The 16570-nt window shown below is 65.8% G+C and carries 17 protein-coding genes and 1 tRNA gene; 7 read left to right on the top strand and 11 right to left on the bottom strand.

Going from position 1 to position 16570, the window contains the following annotated elements:
* Positions 1–2 precede the first annotated feature (2 nt).
* The 4 genes from ABB33_RS04000 to ABB33_RS19265 all read right to left on the bottom strand — a co-directional run bounded on the left by ABB33_RS04000 (position 3) and on the right by ABB33_RS19265 (position 3243).
* Positions 3–443 carry a GtrA family protein gene (locus ABB33_RS04000; RefSeq protein WP_056931231.1) on the bottom strand — a complete coding sequence of 147 codons (441 nt, stop codon included), beginning with the start codon at positions 441–443 and terminating at the stop codon, positions 3–5.
* Positions 440–2308, bottom strand: a complete 1869-nt coding sequence (locus ABB33_RS03995; protein WP_152984950.1) for a hypothetical protein — start codon at positions 2306–2308, stop codon at positions 440–442. The genes ABB33_RS04000 and ABB33_RS03995 overlap by 4 nt, the downstream gene beginning before the upstream one ends.
* A 114-nt stretch (positions 2309–2422) precedes the next feature.
* On the bottom strand, positions 2423–2755 hold the full coding sequence (locus tag ABB33_RS19255) for a prepilin-type N-terminal cleavage/methylation domain-containing protein (protein ID WP_082594978.1): 333 nt from the start codon (positions 2753–2755) through the stop codon (positions 2423–2425).
* A gap of 143 nt (positions 2756–2898) precedes the next feature.
* Positions 2899–3243, bottom strand: a complete 345-nt coding sequence (locus ABB33_RS19265) for a prepilin-type N-terminal cleavage/methylation domain-containing protein (protein WP_056931229.1) — start codon at positions 3241–3243, stop codon at positions 2899–2901.
* 413 nt (positions 3244–3656) lie between these two features.
* Here ABB33_RS19265 and ABB33_RS03985 point away from each other — a divergent pair, with 413 nt between their 5' ends.
* The 3 genes from ABB33_RS03985 to coaE are packed head-to-tail and all read left to right on the top strand — an operon-like array spanning position 3657 to position 6460.
* Positions 3657–4919: a type II secretion system F family protein gene (locus ABB33_RS03985; protein ID WP_056931228.1), complete on the top strand. Its 1263-nt coding sequence runs from the start codon at positions 3657–3659 to the stop codon at positions 4917–4919.
* Positions 4920–4926: 7 nt separating this feature from the next.
* Complete coding sequence (locus ABB33_RS03980) at positions 4927–5790, top strand: prepilin peptidase (RefSeq protein ID WP_056931227.1); 864 nt, start codon at positions 4927–4929, stop codon at positions 5788–5790.
* Positions 5791–5836: 46 nt separating this feature from the next.
* The gene (coaE, locus tag ABB33_RS03975; RefSeq protein ID WP_056931226.1) at positions 5837–6460 is read left to right on the top strand and encodes a dephospho-CoA kinase; all 624 of its coding nucleotides are present in this window, start codon (positions 5837–5839) and stop codon (positions 6458–6460) included.
* A gap of 30 nt (positions 6461–6490) precedes the next feature.
* Here the strand turns inward: coaE and ABB33_RS03970 are convergent, their stop codons facing one another.
* The 6 genes from ABB33_RS03970 to ABB33_RS03945 all read right to left on the bottom strand — a co-directional run bounded on the left by ABB33_RS03970 (position 6491) and on the right by ABB33_RS03945 (position 12277).
* A complete protein-coding gene (locus ABB33_RS03970) occupies positions 6491–7828 on the bottom strand; it encodes a sensor histidine kinase (RefSeq protein WP_056931225.1) in 1338 nt (445 codons plus the stop codon).
* Positions 7821–8498, bottom strand: coding sequence for a response regulator transcription factor (locus ABB33_RS03965; protein ID WP_056931224.1), 678 nt, complete (start codon positions 8496–8498; stop codon positions 7821–7823). The genes ABB33_RS03970 and ABB33_RS03965 overlap by 8 nt, the downstream gene beginning before the upstream one ends.
* 129 nt (positions 8499–8627) lie before the next feature.
* Entirely contained in the window at positions 8628–9092 is a 465-nt protein-coding gene (locus tag ABB33_RS03960) for a hypothetical protein (protein WP_192301407.1), read from the bottom strand.
* 183 nt (positions 9093–9275) lie between these two features.
* Positions 9276–10151, bottom strand: a complete 876-nt coding sequence (gene rimK, locus ABB33_RS03955; protein WP_056931223.1) for a 30S ribosomal protein S6--L-glutamate ligase — start codon at positions 10149–10151, stop codon at positions 9276–9278.
* Positions 10152–10230: 79 nt separating this feature from the next.
* Positions 10231–10304 (bottom strand) — tRNA-Gly (locus ABB33_RS03950).
* 131 nt (positions 10305–10435) lie between these two features.
* The gene (locus ABB33_RS03945; protein ID WP_056931222.1) at positions 10436–12277 is read right to left on the bottom strand and encodes an autotransporter domain-containing esterase; all 1842 of its coding nucleotides are present in this window, start codon (positions 12275–12277) and stop codon (positions 10436–10438) included.
* A 138-nt stretch (positions 12278–12415) separates the two neighbouring features.
* Here ABB33_RS03945 and thiS point away from each other — a divergent pair, with 138 nt between their 5' ends.
* From thiS to ABB33_RS03925, 4 genes are all read left to right on the top strand, one after another.
* Positions 12416–12616 (top strand): sulfur carrier protein ThiS, encoded by a 201-nt coding sequence (gene thiS / locus ABB33_RS03940; RefSeq protein WP_056931221.1) that lies wholly within the window; start codon positions 12416–12418, stop codon positions 12614–12616.
* A gap of 143 nt (positions 12617–12759) precedes the next feature.
* Positions 12760–13554, top strand: coding sequence for a thiazole synthase (locus ABB33_RS03935; protein ID WP_056931220.1), 795 nt, complete (start codon positions 12760–12762; stop codon positions 13552–13554).
* Positions 13554–14288, top strand: coding sequence for a tRNA (guanosine(46)-N7)-methyltransferase TrmB (gene trmB / locus ABB33_RS03930; protein ID WP_056931219.1), 735 nt, complete (start codon positions 13554–13556; stop codon positions 14286–14288). The genes ABB33_RS03935 and trmB overlap by 1 nt, the downstream gene beginning before the upstream one ends.
* Positions 14289–14313: 25 nt before the next feature.
* On the top strand, positions 14314–16161 hold the full coding sequence (locus tag ABB33_RS03925) for an SLC13 family permease (RefSeq protein WP_056931218.1): 1848 nt from the start codon (positions 14314–14316) through the stop codon (positions 16159–16161).
* Between the two features lie 33 nt (positions 16162–16194).
* On the opposite strand, the gene ABB33_RS03920 is transcribed toward ABB33_RS03925, so the two are convergent.
* Positions 16195–16536, bottom strand: a complete 342-nt coding sequence (locus ABB33_RS03920) for a Rieske (2Fe-2S) protein (protein ID WP_056931340.1) — start codon at positions 16534–16536, stop codon at positions 16195–16197.
* Between the last annotated feature and the right edge of the window lie 34 nt (positions 16537–16570).

Raw genomic sequence — 16570 nt, 5'->3', positions numbered from 1 at the left:
GCTTACACCAGATTCTCCCCGCCGGCGATGATACGCGAGCGGGCCATGAACAGCAGCGATCTGCGGGCCAGATAATTGAAGGCAAAGGTCGCGCCTGCAGCAGCCAGCTTCACCATCTCCGGCAGCAATCCCAGCTTCGTGGCTCCCAGCCATAGGACCATCTGGGTGACACCCAGTCCCGCCACACCGATGCCCACGAAACTGAGGAATTCAACCATCGGCGCGCGCTCCAGCACGCGTTGCCGGAACACCCACCTGATGCTCAGCAGGTATGCGGTAATAGCACCGGCAACGAAACCTGACGTGGCAGCCCATCCCAGCGCCAGATGGAACAGCCTGAGGCCACATGACAGCACGGCCATGTCCATCGCCAACGCCACCAACGATGCGATCAGATAACGGACCAAGTCATGGTCCGCGATACGTCCCCAGAACTTCTTCACTCCCCACTCCCCGTACCCTGCACAAGCAGGTTTTTGCAGGCGTAGAGATGATACGCCCCAGCGTTCCTCCGCGATGGCACCCACGTCCCAACTGGAGCACTACGCAGGCGGTACGGCAGTACGACGAACGCCAAGGCCCCGCCCGCCTGCCCGCAGGCATTGCGGATGGCTGCTTCATCGGGCTTGCAGCGGGTGTAAGGCTCATCCGGCAGAACTACCAAGCGACAATCCCGTCCACCGCCATCACGCACATGCATCTGCTCCTTGCGCCTGAATGCCTCCATTGATGTTCGCCGGCTGAACACGATTCCCGCCATCTGTGGCGAACTGATATAGCTCGGTCGCTTCATCACGCTCCACACTGGCAGCACCTCCCCCAGCCAAAGCAACTGGGCATCGGGAGCAACCTCGACACCAAACGGAGGAGGCTCTTGCGGCTGCATGTCGGTGAAATCGCGCTGGATCGGCGGCCGTCCATCCCATTGCAGGAACGCGCATCCCCCGCCAATGATCAACACTCCCCCCAACAGCCCTTTGCCCCGGCCCTTTCTCCATAGCCAGATACCGACAACAACCGCAGGAACCAGCCATATCGGCATCAGGTTCTCAGCCAAGCGGCCAAGCCAGAATCCGCTCATCGCCCCTTGCCATGGAGGCAGCAGCGAAATCGCCTGACCAAGTACGTGGGCGAACGCCGCTCCCATCACCGACAAGACCAGCATGTTTTGAATGCCTGGGCCGAGATGGTGTTCCAGGCGTGGCCAGGCCAGGTACAACAGCGCGATCCCAGGCGTGAGTGGATGAGCCGCTCCCGGCAGGAAACCTAGCGCTACGACGCAGGCAAACAACCCGATACGCCGCCAGCTGAAGGTACTCCATATAACCAACCCCAACCACGGCAGCACCATCATCGCAGACCAATGCAACAGCCAATGCACCCGCCAAAGCTGCAGGCGCGCCGGCCATGCCAGGTGCAGGGCATCGACCAGCAGAAGGCTGAGCAAAACCAGGGCTATGCTCGCGACCAGCACTGACCCCAGATAACGCCGGAGAACTCCCTGCGCGTACCCGAAGGCCACCGCTACGACGAACATATCCGTCAGCAGGTAATACCAGTCGCCGACACTGGCGTTCCCCAGGAACACATGCGCGCTACGCAGCATCACCTGCGCGCGCCACTGGGCATCCATGACGTCGAACAGGAAATGCCATTGCGGCGCCAGCGCTCCCAATGCGACCGTCCCCGCCAACGCCCACAGCGCATGCAACCAACGCCGGTCTCCTGCTGCCAGCCATAACCATGCGACAACGCCTGCCGGCAACGCCTGCAATGGGTGCATGGCCACCGCGACAAGCCCAACGATGGCTGCCACCCAGCAACGCCCCGAAACCAGCAGCATCAACGCAAACAGCGAAAGCGGCTCGGCAAATGTTCTGCCAGTCAGGAACGGCTCGGCGTAGTGGAATATTTCCCAGGCGCCATAGCTGGAAGGAAGCAGGAGCAAAGCCAGCAAACCGTAAAAGCCAGACTCTCCTGGCAAGAGCCTGACCACCAGACCCCAGCTTGCAAACCAGAAGGCACCGAGGCCGATGGCAGAAAGCCAGATAAAGACGGCTCCATATCCAACATATTCAGCCAGCCGGGCAACCAGCCAAGGAAAAACCGTGAAGGACGCCTGGCTGCCATAGATGAAAAACAAGTCGTGCTGGAGGGACTCTGGGTACAGATACTCCAGCACCTGCCCCAGGTACAGGAGGCTGTCATGCCCGATACCAAGATATCGCCCCTTCAGCAGAGCCAGACACACCGCCAACAATCCCGCTACTGCAAGCTCCACGAGCCGCGCTCTGGCCATCTTCAGCACACGCCCTCCTGAAGCAGGGAGCACGCCAGCCGACGGTTCTGACATATACCGCCCATCTTTCTGGATATTCATTTCATTCGGGACAAGGCCTCTTCCCGAAATCCAATCGGAAACTCAGGAACCTACGGTGCAGTTACCAGTGTTCATGTCGCAAGTGGTGAGCTTGACGCCTGGAGCTTTCGGCGTGCCGGTGATGTTCACACCAATGGAGCTCGCATCATCCGCCAGACTGCACGCCCTCTTGGGGGCAGAGTTCGGACTCTCTCCGTTCTGAATGGTGGCAAGGGAGAAATTCGCGTAATTTTTCATTTCTGCCTGACATGCACCTTCGGCGGCCTTGATGCGATAACTGTTGTATGCCGGCAAAGCAATGGCGGCCAGAATGGCGATGATCGCGACCACAATCATCAGTTCGATCAAAGTGAAGCCCCGCTCACCGTTGGACATGACACCTTCCCCCTGCTTGATTGGATGAATAAAGTCGACTGGAGCACCAGCAAAAATCAGGCCATCCGGATCCAAACCCGGACAAAAAGAAAGCCCCTCGATTGTTGGAGGGGCTTCCCTGAAACATTAGCTCACGAGAAGCATCAGGACGGCTTGTTGCAGCTTGCGCTGGCGTTGTCGCAAACGGTGGTCTTGGTGCCCGGGTCCTTCGGCGTAAACGTCGAGGTACCGCTGATCGTGGTGCTGGTCAACGCCGTGCCTATGCTGGAGCAAGCCTTGGCCGGGAACGACGGGACCGAACCCATTTCGCCCTGAATGGCTGCCACGGCCGAGTTCATGTATGCCTTGGCCTCGGCAGCACATGCGCCTTCCGCAGCGCGCACGCGATAGTTGTTGTAGGCAGGCAGCGCGATGGCAGCCAAGATGGCGATGATCGCAACCACGATCATCAGTTCGATCAGGGTAAAGCCCTTCTGCAGCTTCTTCATTGGTACATCCCCTAGAGGTTGGTGGTAAAACGCGGTGGGCCGTCGCCCGCCCGGTATGGAGTTGCACAGCAGGATACGTGCCAAGATGCCCGCAGCCGCCATGTCCCCCGGTCGCCATGATGGCAGCATTCACTGGGAAGAAAAGCCCACGTTGATGATTCTGCGACAAACCCGGCAAGGTGACGCACCGCGTCACATTGCGCCCTTGCCTCAGCCTCCATGGTGCTGCAATTGTCGCGACCGGTTGCCTAGGGGCCGCCAAGCTCGTCTCCCTGGAATCCAGGTGGCCCAGCCTCAGACATGGAGCGTGATGATCGACACGCTTGCCGAAGACTAGGATGTCGCTCCTCCATGGACCAGTTACCATGCGGTGGTTATCCGGCCCGGGGAGCGGCCGGATGGGGAGAAGAGCGATGTCTGTTACCCGAAGCGCAGTGAACAACAAAGAGCCAGTCGCACGCGGCACCAGCCTGATGCAACCATTTGTCTGGGAGGGGACCGACAAGCGGGGCGTGAAGATGAAGGGCGAACAGGACGCCCGCAACGCCAACCTGCTGCGCGCGGAACTGCGCAAGCAGGGCATCACCCCCACGGTGGTCAAACCCAAGCCCAAGCCGTTGTTCGGGGCCGCCGGTAAAGCCATCAAACCCCGGGACATCGCCTTCTTCAGCCGTCAGATGGCGACGATGATGAAGTCCGGCGTGCCCATCGTGAGCGCGCTGGAGATCATCGGCAGCGGCCATAAGAACCCACGCATGGCCAAGCTGGTCGGGCAGGTCCGCGCCGACCTGGAAGGCGGCTCCTCGCTGTACGAAGCCATCAGCAAGCACCCGGTGCAATTCGACGAGTTGTACCGCAACCTGGTACGGGCCGGCGAAGGTGCCGGCGTGCTGGAAACCGTGCTCGAAACCATCGCCAACTACCAGGAAAACCTGGAAACGCTGAAAGGCAAGATCAAGAAGGCATTGTTCTACCCGGCGATGGTCATCGTGGTAGCGATCCTGGTCAGTGCGGTCCTGCTGATGTGGGTCGTCCCTCAGTTCGAGGACATCTTCAAGAGCTTCGGTACCGATCTGCCCGTGTTCACCCAGATGATCGTGGCGGCATCGCGCTTCATGGTCAGCTGGTGGTGGCTCATCCTGCTGGTGGTGATCGTGGGCGTCGGCGGCTCCATCTTCGCCTACAAGCGCACTCCTAAGATGCAGTACGCAATGGACCGGCTGATCCTGAAGGTACCGGTGATCGGCCAGATCATGCACAACAGCTCCATCGCCCGTTTCGCCCGGACCACGGCGGTGACGTTCAAGGCCGGCGTCCCGCTGGTCGAAGCGCTGGGCATCGTCGCCGGCGCCACCGGCAACAAGACCTACGAGGACGCCGTCTTCCGCATGCGCGACGACGTGGCGGTGGGCTACCCGGTGAACATGGCCATGAAGCAGGTGAACCTGTTCCCGCACATGGTGGTGCAGATGACCGCCATCGGCGAAGAAGCCGGTGCCCTGGACACCATGCTGTTCAAGGTGGCCGAGTACTTCGAGCAGGAAGTGAACAATGCCGTCGATGCCTTGAGCAGCCTGATCGAACCGATGATCATGGTGTTCATCGGTGTGGTCGTCGGCAGCATGGTCGTCGGCATGTATCTGCCCATCTTCAAGCTCGCCTCTGTAGTTGGATAATTGACCCATGGCATTTCTCGACCAGCATCCCGGCATCGGCTACCCCGCCGCCGCCGGACTGGGGTTGCTGATCGGCAGCTTCCTCAACGTTGTGATCCTGCGCCTGCCCCGGCGCATGGAGTGGCAATGGAAGCGCGATGCGCGCGAGATCCTCGGTGAGCCGGACATCTACGAGCCACCCCCGCCGGGCGTGGTGGTGGAGCCGTCGCATTGCCCGCACTGCAAGCACAAGCTGAGCTGGTACGAGAACATCCCGCTGTTCAGCTGGCTGCTGCAGCGGGGACGCTGCCGCCATTGCCAGGCGCCGATCTCCATCCAGTACCCGCTGGTTGAACTGGTGACCGCCGTACTGGTGCTGGCCAGCGTGTGGCAGTTCGGTTTCGGCTGGCAGGGCTTCGGTGCGATCGTCCTGACCTGCTTCCTGATCGCGCTGTCCGGCATCGACCTGCGCACCCAGCTGCTGCCCGACCAGCTGACCCTGCCGCTGATGTGGCTGGGACTGATCGGCAGCATGGACAACCTGTACATGCCCACCAAACCTGCACTGATCGGTGCCGCGGTGGGCTACCTGTCGCTATGGACCGTGTGGTGGCTGTTCAAGCAGATCACAGGCAAGGAAGGCATGGGCCACGGCGATTTCAAGCTGCTGGCGGCGCTGGGTGCCTGGTGCGGACTGAAGGGCATCCTGCCGATCATCCTGCTGTCCTCGCTGGTGGGCGCCATCGTCGGCTCGGTCTGGCTGTACGCGCGCGGACGCGACCGCGCCACGCCCATCCCGTTCGGCCCCTACCTGGCCATCGCCGGCTGGCTGGTCTTCATGTGGGGTGACCCGATGATCGCCGCTTACCGGCAGTGGGCCGGCCTGGCGTGAACACGCCCGGCGACCGCGGCCACCCCACGGCGGCGGGCCGCTGCGCATGAGCAGGTTCATCGTCGGGCTTACCGGCGGCATCGCCTCGGGCAAGAGCGAGGTCACGCGGCGCTTCGAGGCGCTGGGCATCGTGGTGGCCGACGCGGACGTCGCCGCGCGCGAGGTCGTGGCCCCGGGCAGCCCCGCACTGGAACAGATCAGCCGCCGCTTCGGCAGCGCGATGCTGCTGGCCGACGGCACGCTCGACCGGGCACGACTGCGCGAGCACGTGTTCGGCAACGACGAGGAACGCCGGGCACTGGAAGCCATCACCCACCCGGCCATCCGCACCCGCGTGCGGGAGGCCTGCCAGGCCGCGGAAAGCCCCTATGCCATCGCCGCGGTCCCGTTGCTGGCCGAAGCCGGTGGCCGGGCCACCTATCCCTGGCTGGACCGGATCGTGGTGGTCGACGCCGCCGAAACGGTGCGCCACGCCCGCCTGCTCCAGCGCGACAGCATCGACACCGCCCTGGCGACACGCATGATCCAGGCCCAGGCCAGCCGCGCGCAGCGGCTGGAACTGGCCGACGACGTGATCGTCAACGACGGGCACCCGGAACACCTGCAGCCGCAGGTGGAAGCACTGGATCGCCTGTACCGGCGCCTGGCTGCCGGAAACCCGCCACCGTGACGCGGCACGGCGCGATGGTTGCCCGCGCGCTCAGTCCGCGGGCGCGAACGTCAGCCGGCCGACCACGCCACGTTCGGCCCCGGGCCGGATGCTGACCTGCCAGCCATAGAGCGCGCACAGCCGGCTGACGATGGACAGGCCGATGCCACCGCCCTGCGAATGGCCGGCGTGGGTACCCCGGTAACCGCGCTGGAACAGGCTCGCCGCATCCTTCTCGCTCAACCCGGGGCCGGTGTCGATCACTTCGACCGCGTCGTCCAGCACCCGCACCCGGACCTGGCCCTCCTGGGTGTACTTCACGGCATTGCCGATCAGGTTGCCCAGCGCCACCGACAGCGCCGCTTCCGGCGCGTCGATCACCAGGTCCCGGCCGCCCTCCAGCGCCAGTTCCAGCGGCTTGCCGCCGAGCTGTGCCCGGTGCGCCTCGAGCAGCTGCTCGGCGACCTTGGCAACGTTGCTGCTGCCCTGCCCGCGTTCGTTGCGCGAGAGCAGCAGCAGCGAGCCGATCAGGTCGCTGCACTGCTGCTCGGCACGCTGGATGCGCTGCAGGCGCTGCAGCATCTTCTCGTCCAGGCCCGGGCGCGCGAGCAGCAGTTCGGTCGCACCACGGATCACCGCCAACGGCGTGCGCAGTTCATGGCTCACGTCCGCATTGAACTCGCGGTCGCGCTGCACCACTTCGGTCAGGCGCGCGGAATAGTCGTCCAGCGCCACGGCCAACTGCCCCACCTCATCGTCGGGGAAGCGCGGCGCAAGGGGTTCTGGATGGCTGTTGCCTCCACGATAGGCCTGCAGGCGCGCGGCGAGATCCGAAACCGGTCGCATCACCCGCGAGGCGGACCACCACCCCAGCACCCACGACAACAGGCTGAACACCAACACGGACAGGAAGAGCGCACGCTTCAGCTGCTGCTCGCCGCGCACCGACTGGCTCATGTCGTAGGCGACGAAAAACCAGGCATCGTCCGTCTTGCGTACCCCGACCTTGTAGGAGAACGCCTTGCCGTCCGCATCCTGGCCGCTGAAATTATGGATCCCGTCCTGCAGGTGTTCCCATTCGGGGTAATCGCGGCGCAACCCTTCCAGTTTGTCCGGGCGATACAGGAATGCACGCATCTGCTGCACCGGCGCCACCACTTCGCGCCCACCACTCTGGATGTAACTCTGCCAGGAGGCATCCAGATTGCGGTTCATCACGTCTTCGACAAGCTGGTTCTCCACCCGGGTCCGTGCCCAGGTGGTGGCGAACGCGAACAATGCCGTCAGGCAGAAGCCCAACAGCACGAACGAGACGATGATGCGGCTGCGCAGGCGCCGCCGATACCGCCCCTGCTTGCGGACGACCGCCGGCGCGGCGTTTTCAGACATCGGGTGCGGCGATCCGGTATCCAATGCCATGGCGGGTCTGGATCATCGGCGCGTTGAACGGCTTGTCCACCACCGCGCGCAGGCCGTGGATATGCACGCGCAGGGAGTCCGAATCGGGCAGTTCCTCGCCCCACACCCGGGTTTCCAGCTCCTGCCGGGTGACCACCGCCGGCGAGGCTTCCATCAATGCCTGCAGGATCTTCAGCGCGGTCGGATTGAGCTGCAGCAGCTTGCCCTGGCGGCGCACCTCGAGCGTGTCAAGGTTGTACTCCAGGTCGCCTGTCTCCAACACGCGGGTATGCCCGCCCTTGCCGCGGCGCGACAGCGCGTTGAGCCGCACCTCGACTTCCTGCAGCGCGAACGGCTTGATCAGGTAGTCATCGGCACCGGAGTCGAACCCGGCCAGCTTGTTGTCCAGCGAGTCGCGCGCGGTGAGCATCAGCACCGGGGTCTGCTTGCGCGCGTCGTTGCGCAGCTTGCGGCAGACCTCGATGCCATCCATGCCCGGCAGGTTCAGGTCGAGCACGATCGCATCGAAATCGTGCACGACCGCCAGGTGCAGGCCGGTCACACCGTCGGCCGCGAAATCCACGGTATGCCCGCGGTCTTCAAGGTAGTCCCCCAGGTTGGCCGCGATGTCGCTGTTGTCTTCGATTACGAGAATGCGCACGTGTGCAGGTACCTTTGTCTTGGAAGTGCAAGATGGCGCAACACCATCACGCTAAGGATTACAGCACAGCAATCATTAAATTCTCACAATCGGCATAACGGAATGCCAGCGCCACCGACTACCGGCAGCTCAGTTACCGACCTTCGCATCCTTGCCACCCTGCACGGACCTCATGAAACGGTCAGAATCGTTCTTCATGCGCTCGCGTTGCGCCACGGTGAAGCACTGCCTGGTGGCCATCTGCGAGCCCACGGGCTTTTCCCGCTTGCAGATCAGGCGGCTATCGGCACGCGCCTTGGCCAGAACGCCGTTGACCAGCTCCTGGTCGTTGAACACCTGCACTTTCCTCTCGGGCGACAGGCGGTCGATACTGCCATCGCCGATCACTCCCGACATGCGGTCAAGTGCCGCGATCACGCGCTCGCGGTCCGAAGCCGTTATCTCGCTGTAGATCTCTCCGGCGAGCAGGTCCGAACGGACCTTGGCCTGCTGGACCTGGAAATCAGACGTGGTCTGCAACGGCAGTTCCGGCTGCCCGGCGGCCGCAACGATGGGCGCCATGAAAACGAGCGACAACAGCAGTCTTGGCAACATGGAAAATCTCTCCCTGATTCGGCCCACTGTAGCAAATAAAAACAAGGCCCCGGCAAACACCGCCAGGGCCTGAAGATTCCCGATCACCGGACCCGCTGAGGAGGGCTGGTCGCAGTGGGGCAAGCGTAGGACCCGGGGAATTAAAGACCCGTTAAATCCGTGCAAGCAATTCGGAATCCGGGCTCAGCGCCTGAGGTTGACCACGTAGTCGATCATCCGCCCGGCGACGTCGCCACCGGAGACGCTCTCGATGCCCTCCAGGCCGGGGGTGGAGTTCACCTCGAGCACCAGCGGCCCGCGCCGGGAGCGGATCATGTCCACCCCGGCGATGCCCAGCCCCAGGGCCTTGGCCGAACGCACCGCGACCTGCTGCTCGGCCCGGCTGCAGACCACCGGGCCGGCACTGCCGCCGGCATGCAGGTTCGAGCGGAAATCGCCATCCTGGGCCTGGCGGCGCATGGTCGCGACCACCTGGTCGCCCACGACCAGGCAGCGCAGGTCCGCGCCCTGGGCCTCGGCGATGAACTCCTGTACCAGGAAGTTGGCATACAGCCCGCGCAGCGCCTCCACCGTGCCCTTGGACGCACTGAGCTTTTCGGTGAGGATCACCCCGCGGCCCTGGGTGCCCTCGCTGAGCTTCACCACGTGCGGCGGCGGCCCCAGCATGGACAGCAGGTCATGGGTATCGTCCGGGTTGTCGCCGAACACCGTCACCGGCATGTCGATGCCTTTGGCAGCCAGCACCTGGTGCGCGCGCAGCTTGTCGCGTGCGCGCAGGATCGCGTCGGACGGATTGGGCGTGCGCGTGCCCATCATTTCGAACTGGCGCAGCACCGCGGTGCCATAGCGGGTGATGGAGGCGCCGATGCGCGGGATCACCGCATCGAAGCCGGACAGCGGCCGGCCCTTGTAGTGCATGCTGAAATCGCCCGCGTTGATGCGCATGTAGCAGCGCAGCGGGTCGAGGATGCGCACGGTGTGGCCGCGCGCGCGTGCCGCCTCGACCAGACGGCGGGTCGAGTACAGCTTGCTGTTGCGGGAGAGGATGGCGAGCTTCATCGCGGGGCCTGGAAGACAGGCCGGGACATCACGCCCTGCCCTGGGCTGCCGCCTCGGTGCCTGTGCGGCACGTGGAAGATGGAGCGGGTGAAGGGAATCGAACCCTCGTCGTAAGCTTGGGAAGCTTCTGCTCTACCATTGAGCTACACCCGCGCGGCGATGCGCAGTCTATGTGGACCGGGGCCTGCCGCGCAATGCCAATCTGCAGCGCGCAGGCCCGATGCCCGTCCGGGACAGGGACGGCGCCGGGATGCGGCACCGCCCTGCAACCCGCCGCGGCCGGCTCAGAATCCGCCGCTGAACGTGGCGAACAGCGTGGCGTCGCGTGCCGACTTCTGGCCCGCGGTGGTGCTCACGCCGATATTGCTCTGCAGCCCCCACAGGTCCATCCGCGCACCCAGCACCGCGGTGGCGTAGTTGCGGTCGAACTGCAGCCCCGGAACCTTGTAGGCACCTACGTCGGCCATGGTCTGCAGCCAGGCGCTGGTCTGCTTGCCGCCATCCTCGAACTCATGGTCGTAGGTGACCTGCACGTAGGGGTGGACGCTGCCGCCGTCGAAACGTGCCTGCCAGCCGATGCGGCCGACGGTGGAATCCACGTTCTGACTGCCATAGCCCAGTGCGGTGGCGCTGGGGTTGCTCTCCAGGTAGCCGTCCAGCTTGACCTTCTGCCACACCACTCCGGCCACCGGGCCGTGGCGGAAGCCGCCCTGCTGCCCGAATTCATAGCCGGCATCGAGCGCGACGGCCAGGTTGCTGCCGTCGGGCGACCCCTTGTGCTCGCGGGTAGCCGGGCCCAGCTGCACCTTGCGGGTCACGTCATAGCCCAGCCAGCTGTAGCTGGCCTGCCCGTTGACCCAGGCACGGTCGCCATACCAGCCGGCAAACACGCCCAGGGTGGTATCGGACTGGGTGAAATCGCCCATGCTGTTGCCGAAGTCCGCGTCCATCCGGCCGTAGCCGGCGAAGCCGCCGACCACCATGCCGTCGCGCGCCCAGTCGATGCCGAACAGGCCGGCCGGCGCCATGCCGTCGTAGAGGTTGGCATGGTCGTAGCGCTGCATGTCGCCGCGCACGTTGCCCCACCAGCTCATGCCGTCGGCCGGACGGCCCGCGAGATGGCCGCCCACCTGGGCGGCACGCGCACGGCCGGTGGTCTGCGCCGAATGGGTCAGCACCTGCTGCAGGCGCGGGCCCTCGAGCACCGAGATCGAATACTGCCCGAGGATCTGGTGGGCAGCGGTGGTCGGGTGCACGCCATCGGCGAATACATAGGTATCGGCGGCGTTGGGGGTGACGTAGTTCAGCGGGGTGCAGGTCAGCGACTGGGCGGTGACCTGCGGCTGGCACGCGGTACCGGAGACGTTGCTGAAGCCGTATGCCCCCGGGTTGGCGACGATTTCCTGCAGGATGCCGAAGGTGTCGATCGGGATGACCTGCAGGCCGGCCTGCTTCAAGCCGCCGAACAGCGCGTCGTTGTAGGCCTTGGCCAGCGCGGTGCCCTGCGCCATCGCCACCGGGCCACCGGCGCGCGAGGCCGGGGTCAGGCCGATGTCGGGCAGGCTGGGCACCATCACGTACTGGGCGCCGGCCGCCTTGAGCGTGGCGACCATGCCCACCTGGCTGGCGACCGCCGCGCCGATGGTGGCCTGCGCCGGTGCGCCGCCGGCCACCGCGAACACGTCGTTGGCGCCGCCCCACACGGTGTAGAGCGCATTGGCATCGGCGCGACCGCCATTGGCCGCCAGGTAGCTGTTGAGCTGGCTCTTGAGCGACGGAATCGGCGGCAGCAGCGGGCTCAGCGGATTGCCGACATCCACGTCCACGCGCGCGCCGCCGGCAGCGTAGTTGTCGCCCACCTGGCCGTTGCCGTTGGGCTGGGCATTGGTGCCGTAGTAGTTGGCCAGGTAGTCGGACCAGACCCAGCCGGGGTTGGTGGTGAAGCGGCCGGCGGCCGAGGCGCCGGGATTGACCTGCACCAGGATGGGACGGAAGTAGCCGGTATCGGTCAGGCTGTCGCCGAAGAAAACGGTCCTCGAGAACGGGGACTGCGCCATTGCCGGAACGGCGGCGGCGGCCAGCGCCAGGGTGAGCGCGGTGCGCAGTGGACGGGAAGTGACACGCATGGGGAGACTCCTGCACGGACGAGGAAGACGACAGCGTACGCTGCCGCATGGAACTAGTTTTTCACCGCCCCACGGCTGGCTCACGCTGCACTGCCGCATGGGCTGGGCTTTTACGGCCGTGCTGGCGAGAATGACGGCATGGATATCCAGCTCAATGGCGAAACCCGCCAGCTCCCGTCACCGCTGACCCTGGCCGCCCTGCTGGCCGCAGAAGGCCTGGCCGAACGCCGCGTCGCGGTGGAGGTCAACGGCGAAATCGTTTCCCGGAGCCGGCACGAGCAGTGGCAACTGCACCCGGGCGACGTGGTCGAGATCGTGCACGCACTGGGTGGCGGCTGACCGGCAACGGGCATGGACAGCGGCGCGACGATGCCGGCGAGGCCTGTGCCGACACCGCCCGGAAAGCACCGATGCCACCGCCGCGCGGGATGGTGCCAGCGGAAAACGGGGCGGCGCCTGGCGCGATGCGCGATAATCGCCCCATGAACGCACACGTCCCCACCGATCCGCTGGTCATCGCCGGCAAGAGTTATGCATCCCGGCTCCTGACCGGGACCGGCAAGTTCAAGGATCTGGAAGAAACCCGCCTGGCCACCGAGGCCGCCGGCGCCCAGATCGTCACCGTCGCCATCCGCCGCACCAACATCGGCCAGAACCCCGGCGAGCCGAACCTGCTCGACGTGCTGCCGCCGGACCGCTACGCCATCCTGCCCAACACCGCCGGCTGCTATACCGCCGAGGACGCGGTGCGCACCTGCCGCCTGGCACGCGAACTGCTTGATGGCCACAATCTGACCAAGCTCGAAGTGCTGGGCGACCAGAAGACCCTGTACCCGGACGTGGTGCAGACCCTCAAGGCCGCCGAACAGCTGGTCAAGGACGGTTTCGAGGTGATGGTCTACACCTCCGACGACCCGATCCTGTGCAAGCGCCTGGAGGAAATCGGCTGCGTCGCGGTGATGCCGCTGGCCGCGCCGATCGGTTCGGGCCTGGGCATCCAGAACCGCTACAACCTGATCGAGATCATCGAGAACGCCAGGGTGCCGATCATCGTCGACGCCGGCGTCGGCACCGCCTCGGACGCCGCCATCGCCATGGAGCTGGGCTGCGACGGCGTGCTGATGAACACCGCCATCGCCGGCGCGCGCAACCCGGTGCTGATGGCCAGCGCCATGCGCAAGGCGGTCGAGGCCGGCCGCGAGGCCTTCCTGGCCGGGCGCATCCCGCGCAAGCGCTACGCCAGCGCATCCTCGCCGGTGGACGGGTTGATCGGCTGATGACCAACCCCTTCGACAGCGCCGGCGCCAAGGCGCCGCCCAAGCCCTTCACCGTCACCGAAGGCCGCCGCGAGATCCGCAGCTTCGTGCTGCGCCAGGGCCGCTTCACCCCGGCCCAGCAGCGCGCGTTCGACGAGCGCTGGCCGCGTTTCGGCATCGATTTCAACGGCGAGCCGCGCGATCTCGATGCCACCTTCGGCCGCCCCGCGCCCAAGGTGCTGGAGATCGGCTTCGGCAACGGCGCCGCGCTGCGCCATGCCGCGCGCTTCGACCCCTCCAAGGATTACATCGGCATCGAAGTGCACGCCCCGGGCGTGGGCCGGCTGCTCAACGCGCTGGCCGACGACGATGCCGGCAACGTCAAGCTCTACCACCACGACGCGGTGGAAGTGCTGGAGAAGGAGATCGCAGACGGCGCGCTGGACGAGGTACGCATCTATTTCCCCGACCCGTGGCACAAGAAGCGCCACAACAAGCGGCGCCTGGTGCAGCCGGCGTTCGCCGCGCTGCTGGTGCGCAAGCTGCGCCCCGGGGGGCTGCTGCACTGCGCCACCGACTGGGCCGACTACGCCGAACAGATGTGGGACGTGCTCGACGCCACCGCAGGCCTGACCAACCGCGCCGGCCCGCGCGGCAGCGTGGCGCGCCCGGACTGGCGCCCACAGACCCATTTCGAGACCCGCGGCCAGAAACTCGGCCATGGCGTCTGGGACCTGCTCTACGACCGCACCTGACCGGGACTGAAGGAACCGCCCACGCATGGATACCGCCCTCACGCTGACGACCGACATGAAGCTCGTGCTCGGGCTGGTCGGCTTCACGATGGCGATGTTCCTGTTCGAGCGCATCCGCGCCGACGTGGTGGCGCTGGTGGTGATGGTGGTGCTGGGCGTCACCGGCCTGATCGCGCCGGAGGAGATCTTCGGCGGCTTCTCCGGCAACGCGGTGATGAGCATCATCGCCACCACCATCCTCGGCGCCGGGCTGGACCGCACCGGCGCGCTGAACCGGCTGGCGGGCTGGCTGCTGCGCCGCTCGCACGGGCTGGAGCAGCGCCTGCTGCTGTTGACCAGCGCCACCGCCGGGCTCAATTCGTCGTTCATGCAGAACCCGTCGGTGATGGCGCTGTACCTGCCGGTGGCCTCGCGGCTGGCCTCGCATACCGGGCTCACCCTCAAGCGGCTGCTGCTGCCGATCACAGCCGCCATCGTGATGGGCGGCGGCCTGACCATGGTCGGCAACTCGCCGCTGATCCTGCTCAACGACCTGCTGATCTCGGCCAACAACAACCTGCCCTCCGGCACCGCCACCATCGAGCCGCTGCGGATGTTCGCGCCGTTGCCGATCGGCATCGCGCTGCTGGTCGCCTCGCTGCTGTATTTCCGCTTCTTCGGCGACCGCAAGCTGTCCCGCGAAGGCGCCGAGGAGGGCGATGGCCAGACCCCGGCGCGCACCGAAAGCTACTTCGCCAAGGCCTACGGCATCGAGGGCGAGGTGTTCGAGCTGGCGGTGACCGCCGAGAGCCCGCTGGTCGGGATGACCGTGAGCGAGGTCGAGAGCCTGTTCGAGGCGCCGCTGCTGCTGGCGCTGAAGACCGGCAACGACACCCGCCTGGCGCCGCCGGCGGACATGCGCATCTGGGTCGGCAGCGTGATCGGTGCGATGGGCCCGCGCCGGCTGGTGTCAGACTTCGCCCAGAACCAGTTCCTGCGCATGTCCTCGCGCCTGCGCAACCTCGGCGACCTGTTCAATCCCAGCCGCGCCGGCATCTCCGAGGCGGTGGTCCCGCCGACCTCGAAGCTGATCGGCAAGACCGCCGGCCAGCTGCGGCTGCGCAAGGAGCGCGGCATCAGCCTGCTGGCGATCAACCGCGACAAGCAGGTGATCCGCGAGGACGTGCGCAACGTGGCGCTGCGCGCCGGCGACATGCTGGTGTTCCACAGCATATGGCAGGACCTGGCCGCCGCCGCCGAGAGCCGCGACTTCGTGGTGGTCACCGACTACCCCAAGGGCGAGCAGCGCCCGCACAAGTTCAAGATCGCCATGGCGATCTTCGCCATCACCATCATCATCGCGCTGACCTCGCACCTGCCGGTGGCGCTGACCCTGCTCACCGGGGTGGCCGGCATGCTGCTCACCGGCGTGCTGCGCATGGACGAGGCCTATGCCTCGATCAACTGGAAGACCATCTTCATGATGGCCGGGCTGATCCCGCTGGGCTGGGCCATGGATTCCAGCGGCGCGGCGGCCTGGGTCGCCGGCCACACCATCGACAAGCTGCCGGCCGGCATCCCGATCTGGGTGCTGGAACTGGCGCTGGCGGTGCTGACCACCGCGTTCTCGCTGGTGATCAGCCATGTCGGCGCCACCATCGTCACCGTGCCGATCGCGGTCAACCTGGCGCTGGCCGCCGGCGGCAACCCCACCGCGTTCGCGCTGATCGTGGCGCTGTCGGCCTCCAACAACCTGATGACCGCCTCCAACCCGGTGATCTCGATGGTGATGGGCCCGGCCAAGTACACCCCGCGCGAGATGTGGCGCGTCGGCGGCCCGCTGTCGCTGATCTACACGCTGGTGGTGGTGGTGATGGTCAACCTGATGTTCTGAGCGCCGCGCCGCACGCGTGGCGCGGCAGCGGGATCAGCCCAGCAGCACCCTGCCGTCCTCCACCCGCACCGGCACCGCGCGCAGCGCGTCGCCCTTGCACGGCCCGGACACGCAGTTGCCTCCCTGCAGCTCGAACGCGGCGCCGTGCGCCGCGCAGACCAGGTGGCCATCGCGGCTCTTCAGGAACTGCCCCGGCGCCCAGTCGAGGGGACGGCCGGCATGCGGGCAGACATTGAGCCACGCCCGTACCTGGGCGCCTTCGCGGTACAGGATCACCGGCTCTGCATCGCCCTCGACCATCGCCTCCACCAGGAGGAACCCCGGATCGGACAGGGCGTCGAGCCGGGCCAGCTCGACGGCGGAAGGTACGGACATGGACATCGCGGGACCGCATGACAGCAGGGAATTG

The sequence above is a fragment of the Stenotrophomonas acidaminiphila genome, from assembly GCF_001431595.1.
GTDB classification, from domain to species: Bacteria; Pseudomonadota; Gammaproteobacteria; order Xanthomonadales; family Xanthomonadaceae; genus Stenotrophomonas; species Stenotrophomonas acidaminiphila.
This window is presented reverse-complemented; position numbering and strand designations above follow the sequence as displayed.

Coding starts and splice junctions, on each gene's coding strand:
- thiS (WP_056931221.1), top strand. CDS start 12,416: ATGGATATCCAGCTCAATGGCGAAACCCGCCAGCTCCCGTCACCGCTG.
- ABB33_RS03920 (WP_056931340.1), bottom strand. CDS start 16,536: ATGTCCGTACCTTCCGCCGTCGAGCTGGCCCGGCTCGACGCCCTGTCC.
- ABB33_RS19265 (WP_056931229.1), bottom strand. CDS start 3,243: ATGAAGAAGCTGCAGAAGGGCTTTACCCTGATCGAACTGATGATCGTG.
- ABB33_RS03980 (WP_056931227.1), top strand. CDS start 4,927: ATGGCATTTCTCGACCAGCATCCCGGCATCGGCTACCCCGCCGCCGCC.
- ABB33_RS19255 (WP_082594978.1), bottom strand. CDS start 2,755: ATGTCCAACGGTGAGCGGGGCTTCACTTTGATCGAACTGATGATTGTG.
- trmB (WP_056931219.1), top strand. CDS start 13,554: ATGACCAACCCCTTCGACAGCGCCGGCGCCAAGGCGCCGCCCAAGCCC.
- ABB33_RS03970 (WP_056931225.1), bottom strand. CDS start 7,828: ATGTCTGAAAACGCCGCGCCGGCGGTCGTCCGCAAGCAGGGGCGGTAT.
- rimK (WP_056931223.1), bottom strand. CDS start 10,151: ATGAAGCTCGCCATCCTCTCCCGCAACAGCAAGCTGTACTCGACCCGC.
- coaE (WP_056931226.1), top strand. CDS start 5,837: ATGAGCAGGTTCATCGTCGGGCTTACCGGCGGCATCGCCTCGGGCAAG.
- ABB33_RS03985 (WP_056931228.1), top strand. CDS start 3,657: ATGTCTGTTACCCGAAGCGCAGTGAACAACAAAGAGCCAGTCGCACGC.
- ABB33_RS03925 (WP_056931218.1), top strand. CDS start 14,314: ATGGATACCGCCCTCACGCTGACGACCGACATGAAGCTCGTGCTCGGG.
- ABB33_RS03945 (WP_056931222.1), bottom strand. CDS start 12,277: ATGCGTGTCACTTCCCGTCCACTGCGCACCGCGCTCACCCTGGCGCTG.
- ABB33_RS03935 (WP_056931220.1), top strand. CDS start 12,760: ATGAACGCACACGTCCCCACCGATCCGCTGGTCATCGCCGGCAAGAGT.
- ABB33_RS03960 (WP_192301407.1), bottom strand. CDS start 9,092: ATGTTGCCAAGACTGCTGTTGTCGCTCGTTTTCATGGCGCCCATCGTT.